The 21794-nt window shown below is 28.5% G+C and carries 20 protein-coding genes, 2 pseudogenes and 1 riboswitch; of the genes and pseudogenes, 5 read left to right on the forward strand and 17 right to left on the reverse strand.

Annotated elements, in window-relative coordinates; genetic code table 11:
* Positions 1-33: 33 nt before the first annotated feature.
* From J2Z24_RS14425 to thiW, 9 genes and pseudogenes are all read right to left on the reverse strand, one after another.
* The gene (locus J2Z24_RS14425; protein ID WP_035144776.1) at positions 34-1146 is read right to left on the reverse strand and encodes a Ger(x)C family spore germination C-terminal domain-containing protein; all 1113 of its coding nucleotides are present in this window, start codon (positions 1144-1146) and stop codon (positions 34-36) included.
* Positions 1139-2215 (reverse strand): annotated as a pseudogene (locus tag J2Z24_RS14430) (GerAB/ArcD/ProY family transporter). The gene J2Z24_RS14425 and the pseudogene J2Z24_RS14430 overlap by 8 nt, the downstream one beginning before the upstream one ends.
* On the reverse strand, positions 2205-3704 hold the full coding sequence (locus tag J2Z24_RS14435) for a spore germination protein (RefSeq protein WP_035144775.1): 1500 nt from the start codon (positions 3702-3704) through the stop codon (positions 2205-2207). The pseudogene J2Z24_RS14430 and the gene J2Z24_RS14435 overlap by 11 nt, the downstream one beginning before the upstream one ends.
* 125 nt (positions 3705-3829) lie before the next feature.
* Positions 3830-4420, reverse strand: a complete 591-nt coding sequence (locus tag J2Z24_RS14440; RefSeq protein ID WP_307861370.1) for a thiamine phosphate synthase — start codon at positions 4418-4420, stop codon at positions 3830-3832.
* A gap of 96 nt (positions 4421-4516) precedes the next feature.
* Complete coding sequence (gene thiF / locus J2Z24_RS14445) at positions 4517-5317, reverse strand: sulfur carrier protein ThiS adenylyltransferase ThiF (protein ID WP_035144773.1); 801 nt, start codon at positions 5315-5317, stop codon at positions 4517-4519.
* A 188-nt stretch (positions 5318-5505) separates the two neighbouring features.
* Positions 5506-6165, reverse strand: coding sequence for a thiamine phosphate synthase (thiE, locus tag J2Z24_RS14450; protein ID WP_035144771.1), 660 nt, complete (start codon positions 6163-6165; stop codon positions 5506-5508).
* On the reverse strand, positions 6152-6985 hold the full coding sequence (thiM, locus tag J2Z24_RS14455) for a hydroxyethylthiazole kinase (RefSeq protein ID WP_035144769.1): 834 nt from the start codon (positions 6983-6985) through the stop codon (positions 6152-6154). Before thiM ends, thiE begins: the two co-directional genes overlap by 14 nt.
* A 57-nt stretch (positions 6986-7042) precedes the next feature.
* Entirely contained in the window at positions 7043-7891 is an 849-nt protein-coding gene (thiD, locus tag J2Z24_RS14460; RefSeq protein WP_035144768.1) for a bifunctional hydroxymethylpyrimidine kinase/phosphomethylpyrimidine kinase, read from the reverse strand.
* Positions 7892-7909: 18 nt separating this feature from the next.
* On the reverse strand, positions 7910-8404 hold the full coding sequence (gene thiW, locus J2Z24_RS14465; protein ID WP_035144766.1) for an energy coupling factor transporter S component ThiW: 495 nt from the start codon (positions 8402-8404) through the stop codon (positions 7910-7912).
* Positions 8405-8538: 134 nt separating this feature from the next.
* A riboswitch (TPP riboswitch) is annotated at positions 8539-8648 on the reverse strand.
* A 186-nt stretch (positions 8649-8834) separates the two neighbouring features.
* On the opposite strand from thiW, the gene uvsE reads away from it, so the two are divergent.
* From uvsE to J2Z24_RS14485, 4 genes are all read left to right on the forward strand, one after another.
* Positions 8835-10067, forward strand: coding sequence for a UV DNA damage repair endonuclease UvsE (gene uvsE / locus J2Z24_RS14470; protein WP_035144765.1), 1233 nt, complete (start codon positions 8835-8837; stop codon positions 10065-10067).
* Positions 10068-10165: 98 nt separating this feature from the next.
* A complete protein-coding gene (locus J2Z24_RS14475) occupies positions 10166-11254 on the forward strand; it encodes a GerAB/ArcD/ProY family transporter (RefSeq protein WP_035144762.1) in 1089 nt (362 codons plus the stop codon).
* Positions 11235-12374 (forward strand): Ger(x)C family spore germination protein, encoded by a 1140-nt coding sequence (locus J2Z24_RS14480; RefSeq protein WP_035144761.1) that lies wholly within the window; start codon positions 11235-11237, stop codon positions 12372-12374. The genes J2Z24_RS14475 and J2Z24_RS14480 overlap by 20 nt, the downstream gene beginning before the upstream one ends.
* Positions 12375-12394: 20 nt before the next feature.
* The gene (locus J2Z24_RS14485; protein ID WP_035144758.1) at positions 12395-13828 is read left to right on the forward strand and encodes a spore germination protein; all 1434 of its coding nucleotides are present in this window, start codon (positions 12395-12397) and stop codon (positions 13826-13828) included.
* Between the two features lie 41 nt (positions 13829-13869).
* Here J2Z24_RS14485 and J2Z24_RS14490 read toward each other — a convergent pair whose 3' ends face one another.
* Complete coding sequence (locus tag J2Z24_RS14490) at positions 13870-15102, reverse strand: M16 family metallopeptidase (protein WP_035144756.1); 1233 nt, start codon at positions 15100-15102, stop codon at positions 13870-13872.
* Positions 15103-15124: 22 nt separating this feature from the next.
* On the reverse strand, positions 15125-15673 hold the full coding sequence (locus tag J2Z24_RS14495) for a DJ-1 family glyoxalase III (protein ID WP_035144754.1): 549 nt from the start codon (positions 15671-15673) through the stop codon (positions 15125-15127).
* 226 nt (positions 15674-15899) lie between these two features.
* Between J2Z24_RS14495 and J2Z24_RS14500 the strand changes: the two genes are divergently transcribed.
* Positions 15900-16334 carry a SoxR reducing system RseC family protein gene (locus J2Z24_RS14500; protein WP_035144751.1) on the forward strand — a complete coding sequence of 145 codons (435 nt, stop codon included), beginning with the start codon at positions 15900-15902 and terminating at the stop codon, positions 16332-16334.
* 112 nt (positions 16335-16446) lie between these two features.
* On the opposite strand, the gene glpK is transcribed toward J2Z24_RS14500, so the two are convergent.
* The 6 genes and pseudogenes from glpK to J2Z24_RS14530 all read right to left on the reverse strand — a co-directional run.
* Positions 16447-17952, reverse strand: coding sequence for a glycerol kinase GlpK (gene glpK, locus J2Z24_RS14505; RefSeq protein WP_035144748.1), 1506 nt, complete (start codon positions 17950-17952; stop codon positions 16447-16449).
* Between the two features lie 252 nt (positions 17953-18204).
* Positions 18205-18765, reverse strand: a complete 561-nt coding sequence (locus tag J2Z24_RS14510) for a glycerol-3-phosphate responsive antiterminator (RefSeq protein WP_035144745.1) — start codon at positions 18763-18765, stop codon at positions 18205-18207.
* A gap of 12 nt (positions 18766-18777) precedes the next feature.
* Positions 18778-19164 (reverse strand): dihydroxyacetone kinase phosphoryl donor subunit DhaM, encoded by a 387-nt coding sequence (gene dhaM, locus J2Z24_RS14515; RefSeq protein ID WP_035144741.1) that lies wholly within the window; start codon positions 19162-19164, stop codon positions 18778-18780.
* A 36-nt stretch (positions 19165-19200) separates the two neighbouring features.
* Positions 19201-19842, reverse strand: a complete 642-nt coding sequence (gene dhaL, locus J2Z24_RS14520) for a dihydroxyacetone kinase subunit DhaL (protein WP_035144738.1) — start codon at positions 19840-19842, stop codon at positions 19201-19203.
* Positions 19843-19989: 147 nt separating this feature from the next.
* Entirely contained in the window at positions 19990-20988 is a 999-nt protein-coding gene (dhaK, locus tag J2Z24_RS14525) for a dihydroxyacetone kinase subunit DhaK (protein WP_035144735.1), read from the reverse strand.
* Positions 20989-21061: 73 nt separating this feature from the next.
* A pseudogene (locus tag J2Z24_RS14530) lies at positions 21062-21769 on the reverse strand (MIP/aquaporin family protein); the annotation flags it as partial.
* Between the last annotated feature and the right edge of the window lie 25 nt (positions 21770-21794).

A 21794-nucleotide genomic window follows, 5' to 3' on the forward strand; every position in this document is an offset into this window, starting at 1 on the left:
CCAAGTTTCTCCCACATAAAATTTAAATATATGCTAATAGTCTCCTCTTCCTTGACTATCTACTTTAACATTTACTTTAACCTGTATTTTTGAGTTCATAACTTCTTTATTCCAATCAATACCTTTTCCTCTTCCATATTTAGCTGCCGCTACTTTTCCAAGTTCTAACATATCTATATTAGGACTTGATTGTATTTTTTCTATAAAATCCATACATATTTTCTCAACATGTTTTTCCATATCATGCGTAAATTGTTTTAATACCTTTGAATCATTATTTAAATTTTCATATAACTCATTTGATACAATTGGACCTTTCAAATTTAGTTCTATAATAAACCTATAGTTTTCTCCTTCCTTATAGCATTTGACTTTTCTTTTTGATTTAGCATAATAGTTTATATATTTTTCATAGTTTTCTTGAATAGTCAAATTACCTTTAGCGTTGTTCTCTCTCAAAAGATTTAATATTCTGGTGTCCTCTATATTTAGTTTTTTTACCATTTTATCTTTATCAAATATAGCTAACCCAGTTACTTCTATTCCTTTTTTAGTTAATTCTATGTAAGGTAAAACTATATTTCTACCTTCTGAAGATGATTTTATAATACAATCCATAATAGTATAATCTTCTATAAAAAAATTAAATTCCTGTAATCGTTCTACTAAATCTCCTATATATTCGTCTGCAGCACCATATTTCTGAGCTTCGTATTCTAGAATATCCTTTGCTTTTCCTTTGCATACAACTACTTTTGCATTATCGTTTATTTCAGGATTATAAATCAATATATCCATAGAAGTTCCAATCCCATATATTGCCTGTTCTTCACCTACAACTACTACTTTTTCTAATCCTAATATATATTTTTTACTAGCTTTTAATTGCCTTTGATCTCTGGTTTCTCCAATATTTATAGCTTCTCCTTCTAATACTTTGCTATCATTTTGAAATTTACTTTCTGAAAAATAAGTTCTAACTGATATATTATAAATCCCTTCATCTTTATGCATCCTTTGAAAATCAACACCTACAGCATTAGGAATATCTAACTCTTCTACAACAGTTCCTCTTTTTCCCATCAAATTTAATATTATAATTATAAATGAGCTAATAATTATTACTTTCTTTATCTTTTTATTCATTATTATCACCTTTTCCTAAAGCTATTAATATAGCGGTAATGGAAATAAATATAATATTATATAATACATAGAGCGGAAATATTTTTCCTAAAAAATCTCTTCTCATAGTAGGAATACCATATACACCAGATAGCATAACCATTACAGGATACAACATTATTATCCAATATTTTGTATCTATTTTATTAAATGTCTTATTTAATCCATAAGCAAATATATAATAATCTATAGAAATTACTTTAAACATGGTCATTGTCCACATGGATAGAAATATATATCTAAAGCTATTTATTATTGGAATCCTTAAACTATCTGTCACTGTAACTACAGGCCACAAAAATTTTGTACTTGTATCTATTCCCATATATAATATGGTTGATATAGTAAATAAAGTATATACACTACATGCAAAGATTATACTTTTTATTCCCGACTTTTTTATATTTATATAGCTATCTAAAAAAGGATACACTATAAATAATATTTCTATTCCTGAATACGCTGTAGCTGTTCCCTTTACAGCTTTTATAATATTATTAACTCCAGACCCAAGTACTGGTGTTAAATTTGATATATCTCCCTTACTTATACTAAATAGCGGAATTAGATATACTATAAAAGTTGATAAAAACACAACTTCATTTATTCTTCCTATAACTTTAATTCCTCCATAAGCTGCGTAAGCTGTTATCAAGTATACTACAGTGAGCATATTCCATTTATTAAGAAAGGTTACCATATAAATTTTAAGAGTATTAGTCATTCCTGCTGCAACTTGTGTAGCAATTGATAAAAAAAATATTAAAAATATTATGTTAAATAGACTACCAAAAAATTTTCCATAAATTTTCTTATTCAAAATCAATATATCATCTTTAGGATGCTTTTTACTTATGTAAGTTGCTATAAACACCATATATATTGGATAAATTGCTCCTAAAATAATAGATATCCAACCATCCTACTTTGATATCTTTATTACATCCCCTGGTAAATATAACACGGATACTCCTATCATACTTCCTATAAGCATAAAGGTTAATTGACTATGTGTTAAATTATTCTTCATTCCTGTTTCTCCTAAACAAACTTCTAAAATTATTTTGTCTAGTAGTATCTACCTCAGGTATTACTTTTGGTCTTTCATTCATTTTCCATAAAGGTTTCCTAATAAATATATCTTTCATATCACTTTTGTATAATTTAAAATATGGAACCCCATAATTTTCCAAATTACATAAATAAGTAATTATAAAAAACCAACCAACTGCAATGCCAAACATCCCTAAAAAATTTCCTAAAATTAGCATAGGATAGCTTAAAATTCTTATAGATAAAGACATTTCGTAATTTGGAATTAAAAAAGTAGCTACTGTAGAAATGCCCACTACAAGCAATGTTGTGGAACTTACTATTTTTGCTTGAATTGCTGCATCACCTATAATAATACCTCCAACTACACTTAGAGTTTGCCCTATTTTAGCTGGCAATCTAAGCCCTCCTTCTCTTAAAAATTCTACAATCATATTCATGGATAATATGGACATAAAAGGAGTTAATGCTATACCTTTTCTTGACTGAATAAGAGCTTCTAGAAAATTTATAGGAATTAATTCTGCATTAAACTTTATTAAAGTTACATATATAGCTGGTAAAGTTATAATAATAAACACAGCTATATATCTTAATATTCTTTGAAAGGAAACTATTAAAGTTCTTTGATTATAATCTTCTATAGCTTGAAAAAATTCGTAAAACACTACTGGTAATGTTATTACAAAAGATGTACCATCTATAATAATAGCAATTCTCCCTTCTAATAGATTTCCTACTATTACATCCGGTCTTTCTGTATAATAATTTTGTGGGAAAATGCTATAAGGATAGTCCTCTACAAATTGTTCTAATGCTCCGCTGCCTGAAAAACCATCTACATCTATAACACTTAGCCTTTTTCTCACATCTTTTACTATATTTTTATCTGCTATATTATCCAAATACATTATCACTACATCAGTACAACTTCTTTTTCCAATTATCATTCTTTCCTCAACTAAATTATCATCTTTTAATCTTCTTCTAATTAAGCTAATATTAGTTTCTAACTTCTCTACAAATCCTTCTCTAACTCCTCTTACAGAACTTTCATTTATAGGATCCTGTATTGCTCTATAATCTCCACCACTGGTATCAATTATTATAGCCTTTGAATCACCTGGCAACACTAATGCTGTTTTTCCTCTTTTGATATAAAAAACAACTTTATTAATATCTTCTTCTATAAAAACATTACCAACAGCTATATATTTTTTAATAATAGTTTCTTCTAAATTATCTATAATTGTTAAATCTTCTTCTATTTCAAACATCAATGGTTTAAGTATATCTCTATCTATAGTTTGTGTATTAGTCAGTCCATTCATATATAATATAGTTACATGTAAATTTGACTTTTTCCCTATTAATAGTTCTCTTATTATTAATTGATTTTTATAACCAATTAAGTTCTTTATAGATTTAACTTTAGCTTGAACCGAGCTTAAATTATCCTTTCTCATAAATATCTCCCTTGCTAAGAAAACTATATTACTATAGGTTAATTATTTCCTTGGCAAAAATAATTATTCAGAATAAAAAGTATCTTAGCCTTAAGTTTAAATAGAAACTTAAAACTAAGATACTTTTATAATAGTTTTTTTAATTTTTTAATTACATGCGGATCTTCCATAGCTGATGACATAATAGCTATACCTTTTACCCCTGCTTTCATAACTTCCTGAATATTACTTTCTTTTATTCCTCCAATAGCTATTGTGGGAATACTTACTTTGGCTACTATTTCTTTTAAAAATTCTATTCCTCTACCTTTTAATCCTTCTTTACATTTAGTTTCATATATATGTCCTGCTATAATATAATCTGCTCCATAATTTTCTGCCTCTAGTGCTTCATAAGTACTATGTATAGAAACACCTAATTTTATATTTTTATCTTTATATTTATTCTCTTTAATAGCAGGAATTCCACAATGATATCCCCAACACTGTAAATCCTGTGATACTTGCTGGTTCCCATTGATTATTAAAGGAACTTTATACTTATCCGTAATAATTTTTATTTTTTCTCCTAAAGAATAAAGTTCTTCATAATTTAAATCTTTTTCTCTCAAACTCAAAGCATCTGCCCCATAATACAAACATTTTTCAATTGTATATAAAAAATTATTCTCTTTACATAACTTTCTATTAGTTACTACATATATAATAGAAATCACCTCATTTAAGTAATTTATGTGTTAATTTCACCTTGAATTTTATTTGATGTAAATTTATCTATTATTGATTTATCTTCCATATTTAATTTTTCTTCTTTATTCTTCACCTAAAATTATTCTTAAAGCTAAATTAGCTTGATGATTTGCCGCTATTCCAACTCTTGGCGCCATTAATCCCATACCTATAGCTGCCTCACTTTTCTCATCTCCTACTATATAGAAATTATCATTTATTTTTCTTGTTACAATTGTATTATTTTCAAAGTACCCTGCTACTCCAGAAGCAGCTATAATCTTTTTATTTTTCATTTTTGTAAGTACTGTATTAGTAAGTGCTGCTTTACATTTAGGGTTATCAACTGCCTCAATTATCAAATCTACATCTTTAAATATGTCTACCGTATTAGTTTCATCAATATATTCATCCTTTGTTATAACTTGTACATATGGATTACATTGTGCTATTATTTCTTTTAATGCCTGTGTCTTTTTCATTCCAATATGTTTTATAAAATAATGCTGCCTGTTTAAATTACTTGGTTCAACTACATCATAGTCAACTAAAAGGAGTTTGCCCACTCCAATTCTTCCAAGGGCTATCGCAATATTTGAACCTAGTCCTCCTAATCCAGCTATTCCAATAAAAGAAGTTTTTATTTTTTCATGTACTCCAGGAGTGTGTCTTGCTAAAAGTTGTGCTTCCATGTCCTGTCTTGACGGTATTTCACCTCTTTTTATAAAAACAATTTTATCATTTTCTTTTATTTTTATATCTTCCTTAACTATAAAACTGTTGTATATTATTATATCTGCATCTTTCTTCACCTTATTTTTTAAAGAATACAGAGTTATATTATCTTCCACCTCTATTTTTTTCTCATTTATGAATATGTTCATTTTACCCTCCTCCCAAAAATCTAATTATTTCTGTTCTTGAATTTAAAGAAAATTTTTCACCTATAAATTTTATACCTTTTTCAAAAAATGTATTAATATGTAATGAATTTCTCAAAAAATTTAGAGGACTGTTCTTTATAAAATATAAGTTTAAAGAATCTGTCCTCAATTTTATATCAACTTTTTAACTAAATTTCACTTGATTGAATAAAAATTTGTTTTATATTTTTAGAAGCCTTTTTTATATCTTGTTTAGCTAATATAGCTGAGATAACTGCTATTCCTTGTATTCCTTTATTTTTAAGCTCTGATACATTGTTTTCACTTATCCCTCCTATAGCAACTATTGGAATATTTACTTTGTTTCTTATGTTTTTTAGTTCTTCCAAAGATACATTTTTAGCATCTTTTTTAGTTGTAGTTCCAAATATTGCTCCTACCCCCAAATAATCTGCTCCTTGTCTTTCTGCCTCTATAGCTTCTTCTAATGTTCTTGCTGATACTCCTAATAACTTTTCTTTTCCAATTAGCTTTCTTACTATTTTAGCTTCCATATCACTTTGCCCTACATGTACTCCCTCAGCATCTATTGCAAGAGCTATATCTGCTCTATCATTTATGATTAAAGGTACATTATATTTATCTGTTATTTTCTTTATTTTTACTGCTGTTTCATAAAATTCTCTAGTATCTATATCTTTTTCCCTTAATTGCACTAAAGTAACGCCGCCTAAAATGGCCTCTTCTACTGCTATTTCTAGACTTCTATTATTTAAAAGTTCCCTATCTGTTACAAGATAAAGAGTATAATCTATTTTATTTTTTGAAACTTTTTTATAATTCTCCATAATATATTTTCCCTCTTTCCTTATATGCTTCATAATTTAGTGTATATATATTGTCCATTAAAGCACTTTTAAATGATCCCGTTCCTAATTCTTTAGTTTTTTCCCAAGCTAATTCTCCTGCAATTCCCATAGAAGCTATACCCGCTGTTGCTGCTATTAAGTAATTACTTTCTCCTCCGCAAAAACTTCCTATTAAAGATGAGCACATACATCCTGTGCCTGTTACTTTAGATAAAATTTTATGTCCATTAGCAATATAATAGCTTTTATTTTCAAAACTTACACAATCAACTTCTCCAGTAATAGCAATTACAGAATCTAATTTTTTTGAAAGCTGCTGTGAAATTTCTTTTTTCTCTTCCATTTTCAAACAATTATCTCCAACTTCAGAAGTATCTACTCCCTTGGTTACAACCTTTATACCTGCAATATTTTTGATTTCAGATAGATTTCCTCTAATTACTGAAAAATGAACTTCTTCAATTAATTCTTTTGCCACCTCTGTCCTATAACTTGTAGCTCCTACTCCCACAGGATCTAATATTACAGGTATATTTAGCTTATTTGCTCTCTTGCCTGCTAAAAGCATTGACTTTACTGTTCTACTATTTAATGTTCCTATATTAATTACTAAAGAAGATGCAATGGATACCATTTCTTCTACTTCTCTTTCATCATCTGCCATTACTGGTGATCCCCCAATGGCTAAAACAATATTTGCACAATCGTTTACTGTTACATAATTTGTTATATGATGTATAAGAGGATTTTTTTCTTTAACTTTTAATAAACTGTTATTTATACTTTCATATATTTCCATATTTACTACCTCCAAAACTTTTCTTAAAAGCAGAGATGACAGAATATCAATTATTTATTATTCAACTATTATTCCGGCATTTTTATACAGTGTATAAAAATGATTTGTAGGTCCTACTCCTTTTCCTATATCTAAAGAATTTTCTATAGCTACTGTAATATATTTTTTAGATAATTTAATTGCTTCCTCTATAGAATATCCAAGAGCAAGATTTGATGCTATGGATGAAGATAAAGTACATCCTGTGCCATGAGTATTCTTGGTATTTATTCTTTCACTCTTAAAATAGTACATTTTATTTCCATCAAATAAAATATCTATTGCCTCATTTTTTAAATGACCACCTTTCATAAGCACATACTTAGCTCCAATTTTGCATATAAATTTAGCTACCTTTTCCATATCTTCACTATTTTCTATTTTCTTTATGTATAATCTTTCTTCCTCCGGTAATATTTCGTTATAAGTTTTTACAATCTCTTCTGCCTCTGGAAGATTAGGTGTTACTACTGTAGATAAAGGCAAAAGTTTTGTAACTAAGGCCATTTTTGACTCTGGTTTTAAAAGGTCAAATCCACTTTTAGATATCATAACTGGATCCAACACTAAATTTTTGGGATTATACTGTTTTATCTTTTTACAAATAATATCAATAGTGTCTATTTTAGATACCATGCCTATCTTTACAGCATCTACTTCAATATCTGTAAAAATTGCATCTATTTGAGCAGCAATTATATCTTTATCTATATCTTGAACTGCAAAAACTCCCTGAGTATTCTGAGCAGTAATAGCAGTTATAACACTCATACCAAAAACTCCATGAGCAGACATAGTTTTTAAATCTGCTTGAATCCCTGCTCCTCCTGAACTATCTGAACCTGCAATAGTTAATACTTTTTTCATAATAAAACCCCTTTCTTTTTAATTCTTCACTACTCCAGTTGTTACTATTTTTCTATGTAATGCTTTTAATATAATATAACCAATAATACTTCCTCCAATAGTGCTTATTGAAAAAGGTACTACAAAAAATAAAGCTGCAACTTTCTTACCTAAAATTAACTTTGCTATTGGAAATGCTAATAAAGCACCAATTATTCCTGTTCCTAAAACTTCCCCTATAACTGCATACATGAGTTTCTGACCTTTTTTATAAAAAATTCCTGCAATAAGAGCTCCTATCATACTACCTGGAAAAGCTAATAAGGAGCCCGTACCTAGTATATTTCTCAAAAGTGATATACTAAATGCAATAGCTACCCCATGATAAGGTCCTAATAATACTGCTGATAAAACATTTAGACTATGTTGAACGGGAAAACATTTAGACACTCCTACAGGTATATAAATTAAATTACCTGTAAAAACTCCAATAGCTATTAACAGAGCTGAAAAGGTAATTCTTTTTGTTTTCATTGACATCCTCCTTTTTTCAACTATAATATATAAATTTTTGCTAATATATTAACCTGATGAAAAATGTTAGAATAAACTATTGAAAGGAAAATAAAAAAGCACAAACCACCGCGAAGTTTGTACTTATAGTTTCAAAAAATCATAAAACCATCTTCCTACGCTGGCATTATCCAGATCAGGTTAAAGGGTCTAAGAATTTAGTCCTTACTCTCAGCTAGCAACACTAGCTCCCCTGTGATTATAACTTCTATTCAATTATTTTACAACATCATAATACTACAATATACTGGAAAGGTCAATAGTTATATCTTACATATTATTTTAAATAATTTCGTTTATTTTAAGTGTTAATTAAATTATACTATTATTGATTAATTTTTCAAAATAACATAAACTACATATTATCATTTTTAGATTAGGAGGAGTTATTATGAAAATAGGATATGCTTGTATACCAATGACTATAGATGCTACAACTACTAGGAGATTTATTTTAAAAAATTTTTCTTTTGACAAATTTTATGATTGTGTTAAATTAAATCTACAAGATTTAAATACAATTCTTAAATATAATTTAGATAATAATATATTCATGTTTAGAATATCATCAGATATAATTCCTTTCGGAAGTCATAGTATAAATAATTTAAATTGGACAAAAATTTTCAAAGAAGATCTAGATAATATAGGAAATTTTATAAAAAGTAATAATATAAGAGTTTCCATGCATCCTGGTCAATATACCGTACTTAATTCTCCTACAGAAGATGTAATGAAAAAAAGTATAAAAGACATCGAATATCACTGTTTATTCCTAGATTCATTAGGCGTTGACTATTCAAATAAAATAATTTTACATATTGGAGGAGCTTATAATGATAAGTTGTCATCACTTAAAAGATTTAAAGAAAACTTTAAAAAGCTTTCAAATTCAGCTCAAAAAAGATTAGTATTAGAAAACGACGAGAGAAATTTTAATATATATGATGTACTAGATATCTGTGATATTTTAAATATTCCTGCTGTATTTGATAATCTCCATCACAAATTTAATCCAGGAAAATCTGAAGATATCTACTCTATACTAGAAAGAGTTTGTAAAACTTGGTGTGAATATGATGGTTCTATGAAACTGCATTACTCTGATAGTGATGAAACTAAAAAAGCTGGTGCTCATTCAAAACATATCAATATCGAAAACTTTTTAAATTATTATAAAAAAGTTGAAAGTTTTAATCCAGATATTATGTTAGAAGTAAAAGATAAAGATATATCCGCTATTGAATGTGTAAATTCTTTGGATTTCCCTAAGCCTTCTACTAAATTTGAACAATGGGCAAAATATAAATACACAGTAATGGAAAAAGATTATTCTCTATATAAGGCGTGTAGTACTTTAATAAGTTCAGAGAAAAGTATGGTGGATTTTTATAAACTTATAGATAAAGTTTTATTGCTTCCCTATAATGAAAGAAATTTTAAAAATACTCTTCTTCATACTTGGGGTTATGTAAAGAATAAGGCCACTATAAAAGAAAAAAATCAATTCATGGAATCATTTAATTCATTTGAAAATCCTGAAAAAACTAAAAATATATTAAAAAAATTGGCTCAAAAATATAATGTATCCTATTTGATTAATTCTTACTATTTCTTAATATAGACATTAAATAACTTATAGTTTGTTTAAAAATCACTTAAAAGGAATACTATTTCGAAACATACATATACTAACTTTAGTTTATACAGGAGATATGTTTTATGAAAGAATATCTTACAAACAAACAAATATCTTTTTTTATTTTTGGAGCAGTAGTAGGCTATGGAATAGTTCGTCTTCCAAAAGAAGCAGCTGAATGCGCATCTACAGCTGGTTGGATTTCAATATTATTTATAACTATAATAAATATGTTATTAACTTATATAATTACATTTTTAAACTCTACCTTTGAAAATTATACCTTTGATGAATACAGTGAAAAATTGGTAGGGAAATTTATAACTAATATTTTTATTATTTTATATATTATATATTCTTTCTTATATTCTTCTATAGCTGTTAGAAATACTGCAGAAATAATAAAAAGCTCTATATTACTTAAAACCCCAATATGGTGCACATGTTTACTTTTAATTTTAATATGTTATTATGCAGCTTCAAAAGGTCTTCGGGTTTTAGGGAGGATATGTGAACTATATGGTATATTTATTATTTTTGCTGCTTTTATAATGAGTATTATTGTTTTTAGTGAAGGGAGCTTATTGAACATTCAACCCATATTAGGATTTGATAATATATTCACATATATAAAATCTTCCTCTAAACTAATAATATCTTTTTTAGGCGTAGAATTTTTAATGATAGTTCCTTTTAAAAAAGAAAAAAATAAAAATATATTTAAGTATACTTTGCCTATGATTCTTATTATAGGTATATTCTATATAATAATATTTGAAATTTCTCTATCTATAATAGGAGCAGAAGATTTAGTCCATTATGAAGATGCTCTAATTGCTACAGCCAAAAGATTAGATGTAAAATATTTAGAGTTTTTTAGAAAATTAGATGGTATTGTTATCATTATATGGCTAATGGCCGTATTTACTACTATATTTATTTTTGCATATGCTACTATATTTTTTATAAAAAAACTATTTAATACTAATAAAAATACTCTTATATCATTAATAGTTATATCATACATTTTTTCTATTTTACCTGAGAGCATTTATGATATAAAAAAAATACTTATATATATAAGCTATATAGGTTTCTTTTGTTCCTTTATAATACCTACTGCATTATTTATAATTACAAAGGTGAAAAAATATGATAAAAGCTTTAAATAAAACATTTATAATTTTATTAATATTATCTATTCCTTTTACCTTAACTGGCTGCTGGGATTATTTAGATATAGAACAAAGAAATATAATAATATCAGTAGGTATAGATAAATCATATAATAAATTAGAATTTTCTAGTGAAATAGCCAGTTTCGTGTCCTCTATGTCACAAAGAAGTGATAGAGCTGAATTAGGAACTATACACACTGATATTTCTTATGCTGATACCTTTGAAGAAATTAGATTGAATGGTGATAGAAAAAGACCTTATCCTACTTTTTTAGGTGCTACTAGAACGGTTGTTTTTGGTAGAAATTATGCAGAATACGGAATTAGCTCTTATCTAAATAGAATTAATATGCTACCTGATTATAGAAAAACAATTTTACCAGTTGTTAGCAGAGAATCTCCTAAAGAATTATTTAAAATTAACATTCCAAATGACTTATCAGTAGGGTTTTTAATTGAACACATGATTAGTACCCTTGATGAAGCTGGTGAAGCTCTATACCCCACAGTAGGCCAGATAATTTCATATATTTCTATTGGAGAAGTAGGATATTTTCTTCCCTATATTGGTATAAGCAATGGGGAAATAAAGTTCTTGGGATATGCCGCTATGAATAAAAATTCCCAATTACTTGGGATACTTTCAGATAATAATGCCAAGGGAGTATTATATATTTGGTCAAAAAAGCCCATGTTACCAGAGGTAATTACAAATGATAAAAATTCTTTAGTGTCCTTTAGTACTGTAGATTTTAAACGCAATATAAAAACAAATTATGTAAATGATAAAGTTATTATAAATTTCAATTTTGAGTTGAAGGAAAACATTCAATATCAATATGAATTGTCTTCTATAAAAAAAGAAGACTTAAAAAAATTTGAACTCATTATTAGCAATAGAATAAAATCCTATGTTTCAAATGTAGTAAAAGTAGCACAAGAAGACTATAAATGTGATATCTTTCAACTATCTAGATATTTTAGAGCTCAAAATCCTAAAATATATAATCAAATAAAATGGTCAGAAAAATTTCCTGAAGCTGAAATAAATGTAAATGTAAATACAAATATTATAAATAAAAACCAATATGATCCAAATGTTAATAGTAAATAATATTAGTTAAGGTGATTGCTATGCTAGAAAATAATCCAACCTTAAAAATAATAGAATCTATATCTTCTAATAAAGATTTAGGAGTAATTATAAGGAAACTTTCTCTTTTGGATAGAGATCTGTATATATTATATGTGCAAGAAATAACAGATAGAAATTCTTTATCCAGTAATATTATTAAACCTATATTAGAAAATAAAAATTCTTCAAATTTAGATATAAAAAATATAGCAAATTCAATAATCTATGTAGATAATATATTTATAGATAATGACGAAAATATTATACTAGATTATATACTAAAAGGTAACTCTATAGTTTTATCTACCAATGAAAAACAATATATTGTGGCTAACACCATTAAAATTGAAAAGAGAAATGTGGAAAAACCCGAGTTACAATCTGCTATAAAAGGTCCTAGAGATGCATTTACTGAAAATTTTGAAGGTAATTTATCTTTAATTCGTTATAGAATAAAGGATCCCAATTTAATGGTACATAAAACTACTGTAGGAATCAGAAGTAAAACATCCATTGCTGTAATCTATATAAAAGATGTAGCGGACAATACCATAGTAAATGAAGTAATAAATAGAATAAATTCAATAAGTATAGATGGCGTAATGGAGTCTGGATATATTCAAAAATTACTTACTAAAAATAACTCTACTCTTTTCCCACAAACTGGGATAAGTGAAAGATCCGAATCTGCTTGTCATAATATTTTAAATGGAAAAATATGTATTATAGTTGAAGGTGGAAATTTGCCTATAGTTCTTCCTCAAACCTTTTGGGATTTTATTGATACTGGTGATGACCATTATAAAAACACCTATTTCGCAGCATTTATAAAAATCCTTAGATCTATTTCTTTATTTATGTCTATAACTTTATCTGCTTTATACATTGCTGTGGTTAGTTTTCACCCTGATATTTTACCACCACAATATATATTAACTCTAGCAAAATCAAGAGGTACTGTTCCAGCAAATTCTTTTTTAGAGGCATTTATTATGGAAACAATAGCTGAAATACTAAAAGAAGCCAGTTTAAGACTTCCTTCACAAATTGCTTCTACTATTGGTATTGTAGGAACTATAGTTATAGGTCAGGCATCAATTACCGCTGGGTTAGTAAGTCCTCTTATGCTAATTATTGTATCTTTGTCTACTATGACATCTTTTATTGTACCAGACTATACTATTACAAACTCTTTAAGAGTTTTAAAATTTATGTTAATCTTTATAACTGCTAGCTTTGGTTTATTGGGACTGATTATTGGTATTACTTTTATAATAATTAACTTAGTTTCTACTACAAGCTTTGGAGTTCCCTACACTTCACCTTTTATACCTTTAAACTTTAAAGATATAAAAAATTATTTCTTAAGTGACATTAAATCAATAAATAAGAGGCCTCATTATGCTAGTATGAAAAATAGAAAAAGAAAATAGTACTGTGCCATTAATTTATAAAAATAACACAGTACTATTTCTTATTTTATCACTTCTATACTTGGTAAATTTAATACTTTATTTATAACTTTATGTATTGTTTCTTCATTCACAATATCTATATTCTCTACTTCTGCATAAACTTTTTTGTAATCTTTATACATAAGTTCATAACAGGTTAAATCTTTGGCTAATTGTATTGACTTCTCAAGACGTAGTTCTTTTTTCAATTTAATACTTTTATCAGCTTTATATATTCTTTCTTCATTAAAATAATTTTTTATATTTTTTATATTATCTATACATTTATTTATTATATTAATAGCTTTTTCCCAATTTTCCTTAGATGTACCTAATGAAATAACAAATAATTTTATGCCTCTTTCTTCTTTTATATAACTAGATATATCATAAGCTAAGGCATTTTTTGTTCTTATAGTTTCATACAAAATGCTGCTAGTTCCTTCTCCAAAATAAAAGTTAAATATTCTTAAAGCCTTCATCTCTTCTTCATTTAAATCATGGATAGTAAAGCAATACTGAATTTTTGCACCTTGATTTCCTTGTCCATCTTTAACAAATATTCCTGCATTATTATTTTCATATAACTGTAAACTATCATCATTTTTTAAGTATTCTAAAAAATTTTCTTCTCTATTATTTGAAAAATAACTTTCTACTATATCCTTAACTGTTGAAAGCTCTAAGGAAGTAACTACGGATATAACCATATTATCTAATCTATAGTACTTTTTGTAAAATCTTTTTAAATCTTCTAATGTTATGGTCTTTATACTTTTTTCTGTTCCTATTATTAAATTTTTTATTCTTCTTTTATTAAAAGCATTATAAAAAAGCTCATCTTCACAATATTGCTGTAAATCATCTTTCCATTCTTTTAATTCTTCAAGAATTATATTCATTTCCTCTTGAAAACCCTGTTTAGGAAAAACAGGATTTAAAACTATATCTGAAAATAGTCCTAATCCTTTATTAAAATCTTCTGAAAGAGTAGTTCCATAATATATTGCATAAGGATAATTAGTCATTGCATTTTGAAATCCAAAAAGCTCATCACAAAGTTTATTTATTTCTTTTTCGCTTCTATTTTTTGTCTCTTTAAAAACCATATGTTCTACAGCATGAGCAGTTCCTAAAGGAAAGCTTTCTTCCTCCAAAGCCCCTGCATTAACCCCTATACAAAATGAAGTTATATTTCCTTCTATTTTTTTATATATAAGTTTTGTCCCATTTTTTAATTGTATACTATTCATGTACTCACCTACATTGTTTACATTATTTAAAAAGCATTGCTCTCTTTAATTGCTGTATTTCTTTTGTTGTAATAAAATTCTCTAAAATTTTAAATACAAATTCAAAAACTGTAGCAGGACCTCTACTAGTTATAATATTATCTTCTTGAACTACTGGATCTTCTAAATAATTACTATTTTTAAATTCCTCTTCAAATGATGGATAAGAAGTAACATGCTTTCCAGTAATTATACTAGCTTCTTGTAAAACTATAGGTGCTGCACAAATTGCTGCTATTATCTTTCCTTCTTCATTAAATTTTCTAAGTATCTCTATGACCCTATAATCTTCTTTTAAATTTTCAGCTCCTGGCATTCCTCCTGGTAATATTATTCCATCATAACTATCAACTTTTATACAATCTATATTTACATCAGATTTTACCTGAATATTATGAGCTCCTTTTATTAATTCTTCTTCCCCTGTTCCACAGATATGACATACTAGTCCAGTTCTTCTTAATACATCCACTACAGTTAAAGCTTCTATTTCTTCAAATCCTTCTGCTAAAAACAAAATTAATCTTTTCATATAAAACCCTCCATCCGTCATTTTCACTATCGTAATTTATATATTTAAACTAATTATGAAACATCCAAATAAAATTGTCAATTGCAAAGCACAGAATATTTGTAATTTTATGATTATATGGAATATCATACTATATTTCATATTCACTTTAATTTCCTTTTTAATTTTATATCTTTATGGTATAATATCTAAGTAAAATACTCTCATTGCTAAGGGGTGATTTCAAATGAATCAAATAGGATACGTTAAAGAAGTAAAAGGAACTAAAGCCTATGTAATGTTTAAAAGAATGTCTGAATGTGGTGACAAATGCGCAAGTTGTTCTGGCCATTGTGAAGCTCCACCTTTAATACTTGATATGGATAATACATTATTGGCAGAAACTGGTGATACTGTAGAAGTTATTATGGAAGATAATACTTTCTTTAAATTCACATTCTTTGCCTATGTAGTACCATTAATATTAATGCTTCTTGGTATTTCCATAGGTTATATATTAACTTACAATGAGTTAACATCTGCTTTTACTGGACTAGCTTTCTTAGGTGTGTCTTATGGAATATTAAGAATAGTAAATAATAATCATAAAAAAAATAAAAAAGAAACTGTTTCTATGGTAAGAATAGTACCTAATGAAGAACTTGCAAGATTAGGACTTTAATTCACATACTAAAGTACAGATTACAAATGAATTAAACTCTTTACTAAATAAAAAATTTGAAGGCTGATGACAAAAGCATTGTCATCAGCCTTATTTTATTATCTATACTCTATTATTTATCTTCTGAACTATTAACCCATCCCATTGATCTCTTAATAGCTTCATGCCAGCCATCTACTAGCTTTTCTCTATTTTCTTCTGCCATTGAAGCTTCAAAAGTCTTAGATATTGCCCAGTTTTGAACTACATCATTTCTATCCTTCCAATATCCAACTGCAATACCTGCAAGATATGCAGCTCCAAGAGCTGTAGTTTCTATAACTTCTGGTCTTTGTACTGGAACACTTAAAATATCTGATTGGAATTGCATTAAGAAATTATTAGCACATGCTCCACCATCAACCTTTAATTCTTTAAGCTCAATGCCAGAATCTTCTTCCATAGCTTTAAGTACATCATAAGTCTGATATGCCAATGATTCTAATGCAGCTCTAACAAAATGTTCTTTCTTAGCGCCTCTTGTAAGTCCAACTATAGTTCCTCTTGCATATGGATCCCAGTATGGAGCTCCAAGTCCTACAAATGCAGGAACTAAATATACACCATTAGTATCTTCCACTTCTATAGCATATTTCTCGGATTCTGGGGCATTTTTAATCATTCTTAATTCGTCTCTTAGCCATTGTATAACTGCTCCTCCAATAAATATACTTCCTTCAAGGGCATATTCAACTTTTCCATCGATACCAACTGCTATAGTAGTTAGTAGTCCATTTTTCGATTCAACAGCTTTTGTACCAGTATTCATAAGTAGGAAACAACCTGTTCCATAAGTATTTTTTGCTGTACCTTCCTTAAAACAAGTCTGTCCAAACAATGCAGCCTGTTGATCTCCAGCATCTCCTGCTATTGGAATTGGTGATCCAAATAAAGCAGGTGAAGTCTCTCCATATACAAAACTTGAAGGTTTAACTTCTGGAAGCATTGATTTTGGAATATCTAACATATTCAATAATTCATCATCCCATTTTAGTTCATGTATATTAAATATCATTGTTCTTGAAGCATTTGTATAGTCTGTTACATGTACTTTTCCCTTAGTAAGATTCCAGATTAACCATGTATCTACATTACCAAATAAAAGATTTCCCTTTTCAGCTTCTTCCCTAGCTCCTGGAACATTGTCTAATATCCATTTAATCTTTGTTCCTGAGAAATAAGCATCAACTACAAGACCTGTTTTGCTTTTAATAGTTTCTGTATAACCTTTTTCTTTTAATTCATCACAGAATGAAGCAGTTCTTCTACACTGCCATACTATAGCATTGTATACTGGAATTCCTGTTCTCTTATCCCAAACTATGGTAGTTTCTCTCTGATTAGTAATACCTATACCTGCAATATCCTTAGCTTCTATATTTGCCTTTGCCATAGCTTCAGCAGCTACACTAAATTGAGTAGCCCATATCTCCATTGGATCATGTTCAACCCAGCCACCTTTTGGATATATCTGTTTAAATTCTTTCTGTGCTACACTAACTATAAGTCCTCTTTCATTAAAAAGTATACATCTTGAACTAGTTGTTCCTTGATCTAAAGCCATAACATACTTTGCCATAATAATTCCCCCCAATTTTTATTTTTTATTAAACCCGTAAAAATTTGTCCTTACCAATTATATGTAGTACAAAAACATAAAAGAACAAATAACTTTAAAGGTTTACAAATTTATATATATAAAAAGAACCATACTTAAGAAAGCTCATTTTCTGTGAGCATTTCTAAAATATGGCTCTCTTATTCTCCGCCTTATATTTAATTATATTCTAATTACAATTATATTACAACTTCAATTTTTTATCAATATTTTCTATAAATTCCATAAATCTATAGAAGTAGTTGATATAGCTATAGCTCCTGCTGCCAATGAATCCATTACATCTTTCTTTGTTTTTATAAGTCCACCAGCAATTATAGGAACATTAATTTGTTTTTCCATATTGTGTATTATCTTGCTGGCAACCCCTGGCATAACTTCCACTGCATTTGGTCCTGTTTCATGTATATTTTTTATACCAGTTTTTAAGAATAATGAGTCTATTATAAAAACCCTCTGTATAGTATAAAATCCTAATTGTTTAGCATATTTTATATTACTACTCTTAGTTGTAATTATCCCTGCCGGATTAGCATGTTCCTTAATATACTCAATACCAGCCGGATCACCTTTAAGGCCTTCTATCATATCTAAATGAACAAAAGCAATTTTATTTGCTTGTTTAAGTTTATGACATATTTTAGATATACTCATTATGTTTCCATAAAGAACAAATACTATTAAAGCTTTACTGTTTATTACATTTTCTAAATCCCTATTATTTCTTAATGCTGCTATGACAGGATTTTCAATAAGTATCTCTTTTATATTCATATTGTAACTCCTTTATCCCTTTTTTCCTAATTTCATTTCTTCTACAATTGCTTTAACCTCAGCTAAAGTTTTTTCCATACTTATTTCTACAGCTCCAGTTATAGCTCCTTCTACTAATGCGGTATCCACAATTTCTACTTTTTTTCTGTCCTCTGGTAAAAAATCCAATGCCATTTCTGCATTCATTAAGGCACTTCCTAAGTCAAACAATATTATGACACCATCTTCTGAATAAACTTTGTCAATAGCTGATAAAATAATATCTATATCTGTACCAATTCTTCTATCTTTTGTTCCACCAGCAATAGCTATTGGAACTTCTGATGCCATCTGGAGTGCTAGTTCTTTTACTCCTTCTGCTATTTTATAGCTATGGGACACGATCACCATACCTACCATAGTAATCCTCCTTCCTTTGTTATTAACATTAATATATTAATTATTTTTATTGTTACAAACATAATTATATACTTCATTTAATATTAAATAACTGGAGGTAGCTCCTGGATCTTGATGACCTATACTTCTTTCTCCTAAATAACTTGCTCTTCCCTTTTTAGCTATAATCTCCTTAGTGTACTCTACTCCTTTAAACGCTTCATTTCTCATATTCTCTAATATGATTTTCTTATTTAAGCCTTTACTTTTCCCTTGTTTTAAAGCGTCCAATGCTGGCTCTAAAGCATCTAACATAGTTTTGTCTCCTCTTTGTGCCTTTCCTCTCATTTTTATTCCTTCTACAGCATCTTGAAGCATATTTATAAAATCGTTTAAATTTACTTCTTGTTTATTTCCAGCTATAGCTGCTTTCATAAAAGCTGTACCATAAAGAGGTCCTGAAGCCCCTCCTACATTTGAAACTAAAATCATTCCTGTATTCTTTAACACGTCTGAAACTGTATTTAATTTAGCTGTAATTAATTTCTCTTTAACTGCTTTAAAACCTTTATTCATATTTATACCATGGTCCCCGTCTCCAATTGCAGAATCTAATTCTGTCAAAAATACTTTATTCCCTTCCACAACATTGGCTATATTATTAATTAATTCCACTACTTGTGAAACATTAAGTGCCATAAAAAGCCTCCTTATATATCAAATTAAAAGATGAGAATTGAGAGCGGAGAGAGCTATAAACTACTCTCCATTCTTCATCATTTTTATAAGATATATAAAACTCTCAAATCTCAGCTTCTAAAACTTTTCATCATTATTGATTATTAGCTACACTACTTTAAATGCTAAGGTATTAGCTTGTGAATCCAATAAAACTTTTAATTCTTCATCCAATTTTAGTATAGTAATTGAGCAACCTGCCATCTCAAGAGATGTCATAAATTCTCCAACAAAAGTTTTGTACACCTTTACACCATTATCTTTAAGAATTCTATTAACTTTTTTATTTACTATATATAATTCCATCAATGGTGTTGCCCCAAGTCCATTTACCATTACTGCAATTTCATCATTTTTATTGATTTCTACATCTTGTAATATTTTCTTTAATAAAATTTCTACTACTTCATCTGATGTTTTTAATTCTTCTCTATGAGTTCCTGGTTCTCCATGGATACCCATTCCTATTTCCATTTCTTTTTCACCTAAAGTGAAAGTAGGTTTCCCAGCTGCTGGTACTATACAAGGAGTAAGCGCCATTCCCATACTTCTTGTGTTTGCAATAACTTTTTCAGCTACTGCTTTAACTTCTTCTAATGAAGCACCTTTTTCAGCTTTAGCTCCTGCTATTTTGTGAACAAAAATAGTTCCTGCTATACCACGTCTTCCTGTAGTATAAGTACTATTTTCAACAGCCACATCATCGTTTACAATTACACTTTCAACCTTAATTCCGTCAACCTCTGCCATATCCTTTGCCATTTCAAAATTCATTACGTCTCCACTGTAATTCTTTATTATTAATAATACGCCTTTTCCTCCATCCACAGCTTTTATTGCTTCATATACTTGATCTGGAGTTGGAGATGTAAATACTTCTCCTGCCACTGCCGCAGTAAGCATTCCTTGACCTACATATCCTCCATGTGATGGCTCATGCCCACTTCCACCACCACTTACTAATGCTACTTTATCTTTTATAGGAGCATCTTTTCTAACAATTATATTTCCCTGTTCTAATTTTTTAATATACTGAGGATGCGCAGCCACCATACCTTGTATCATATCTTCAACTACACGCTCTGGATTATTTATAAGTTTTTTCATACTTTTCCCCCTTTGGCTTAAAACCTTGTAACCCTACCAAAAATAACTTTAGTTTAATATATATTATATAACATTAAAACAGAGCTTGAAATAGAAATGCTGCAATTAGACCACCTACTATTGGTCCTAATACTGGTATCCATGAATATCCCCAGTCTGAATCTCTCTTGCCCTCTATTGGTAAAAATGTATGGGCAATTCTTGGTGCTAAGTCTCTTGCTGGATTAATAGCATACCCTGTAGGTCCACCTAATGAAAGACCTATAACAAATATTAGTAGTCCAACATACATAGTTCCAACTCCATCAGCAGTCTTTTGAGCTCCTAATCCAAGTATACCAAATACAAGCATAAATGTTCCAATAACCTCTGAAATAAAGTTTGCTCCTGTATTTCTTATAGCTGGTGCTGTACAAAATACTCCAAGCTTAGCATTTGCATCTTCTGTTTCTTTCCAATGAGGTAAATACATTAAATATACTAAAACCGCACCTAATATTCCGCCTATCATCTGAGCAATTATATAACTTAATACCTGATTTGCTGGGAATTTACCGATAGCTGCTAAAGCTATAGTAAGCGCTGGATTAAAATGTGATCCACTTATACTACCAAACATAAATGCAGGTACTGCAACTGCAATAGCCCAAGCCGTAGTAATAACAATCCAACCACTATTCTGTGCTTTACTTTTGTTTAAGCTAACTCCGGCAACGACACCATCACCTAATAAAATCAGTAACATAGTTCCTATTAGTTCACCCATAAAACTTGACATAAATACTACCCCCCGTAATTTTCTTTAG

This window comes from Clostridium tetanomorphum (assembly GCF_017873215.1).
GTDB classification, from domain to species: domain Bacteria; phylum Bacillota; class Clostridia; order Clostridiales; family Clostridiaceae; genus Clostridium_AO; species Clostridium_AO tetanomorphum.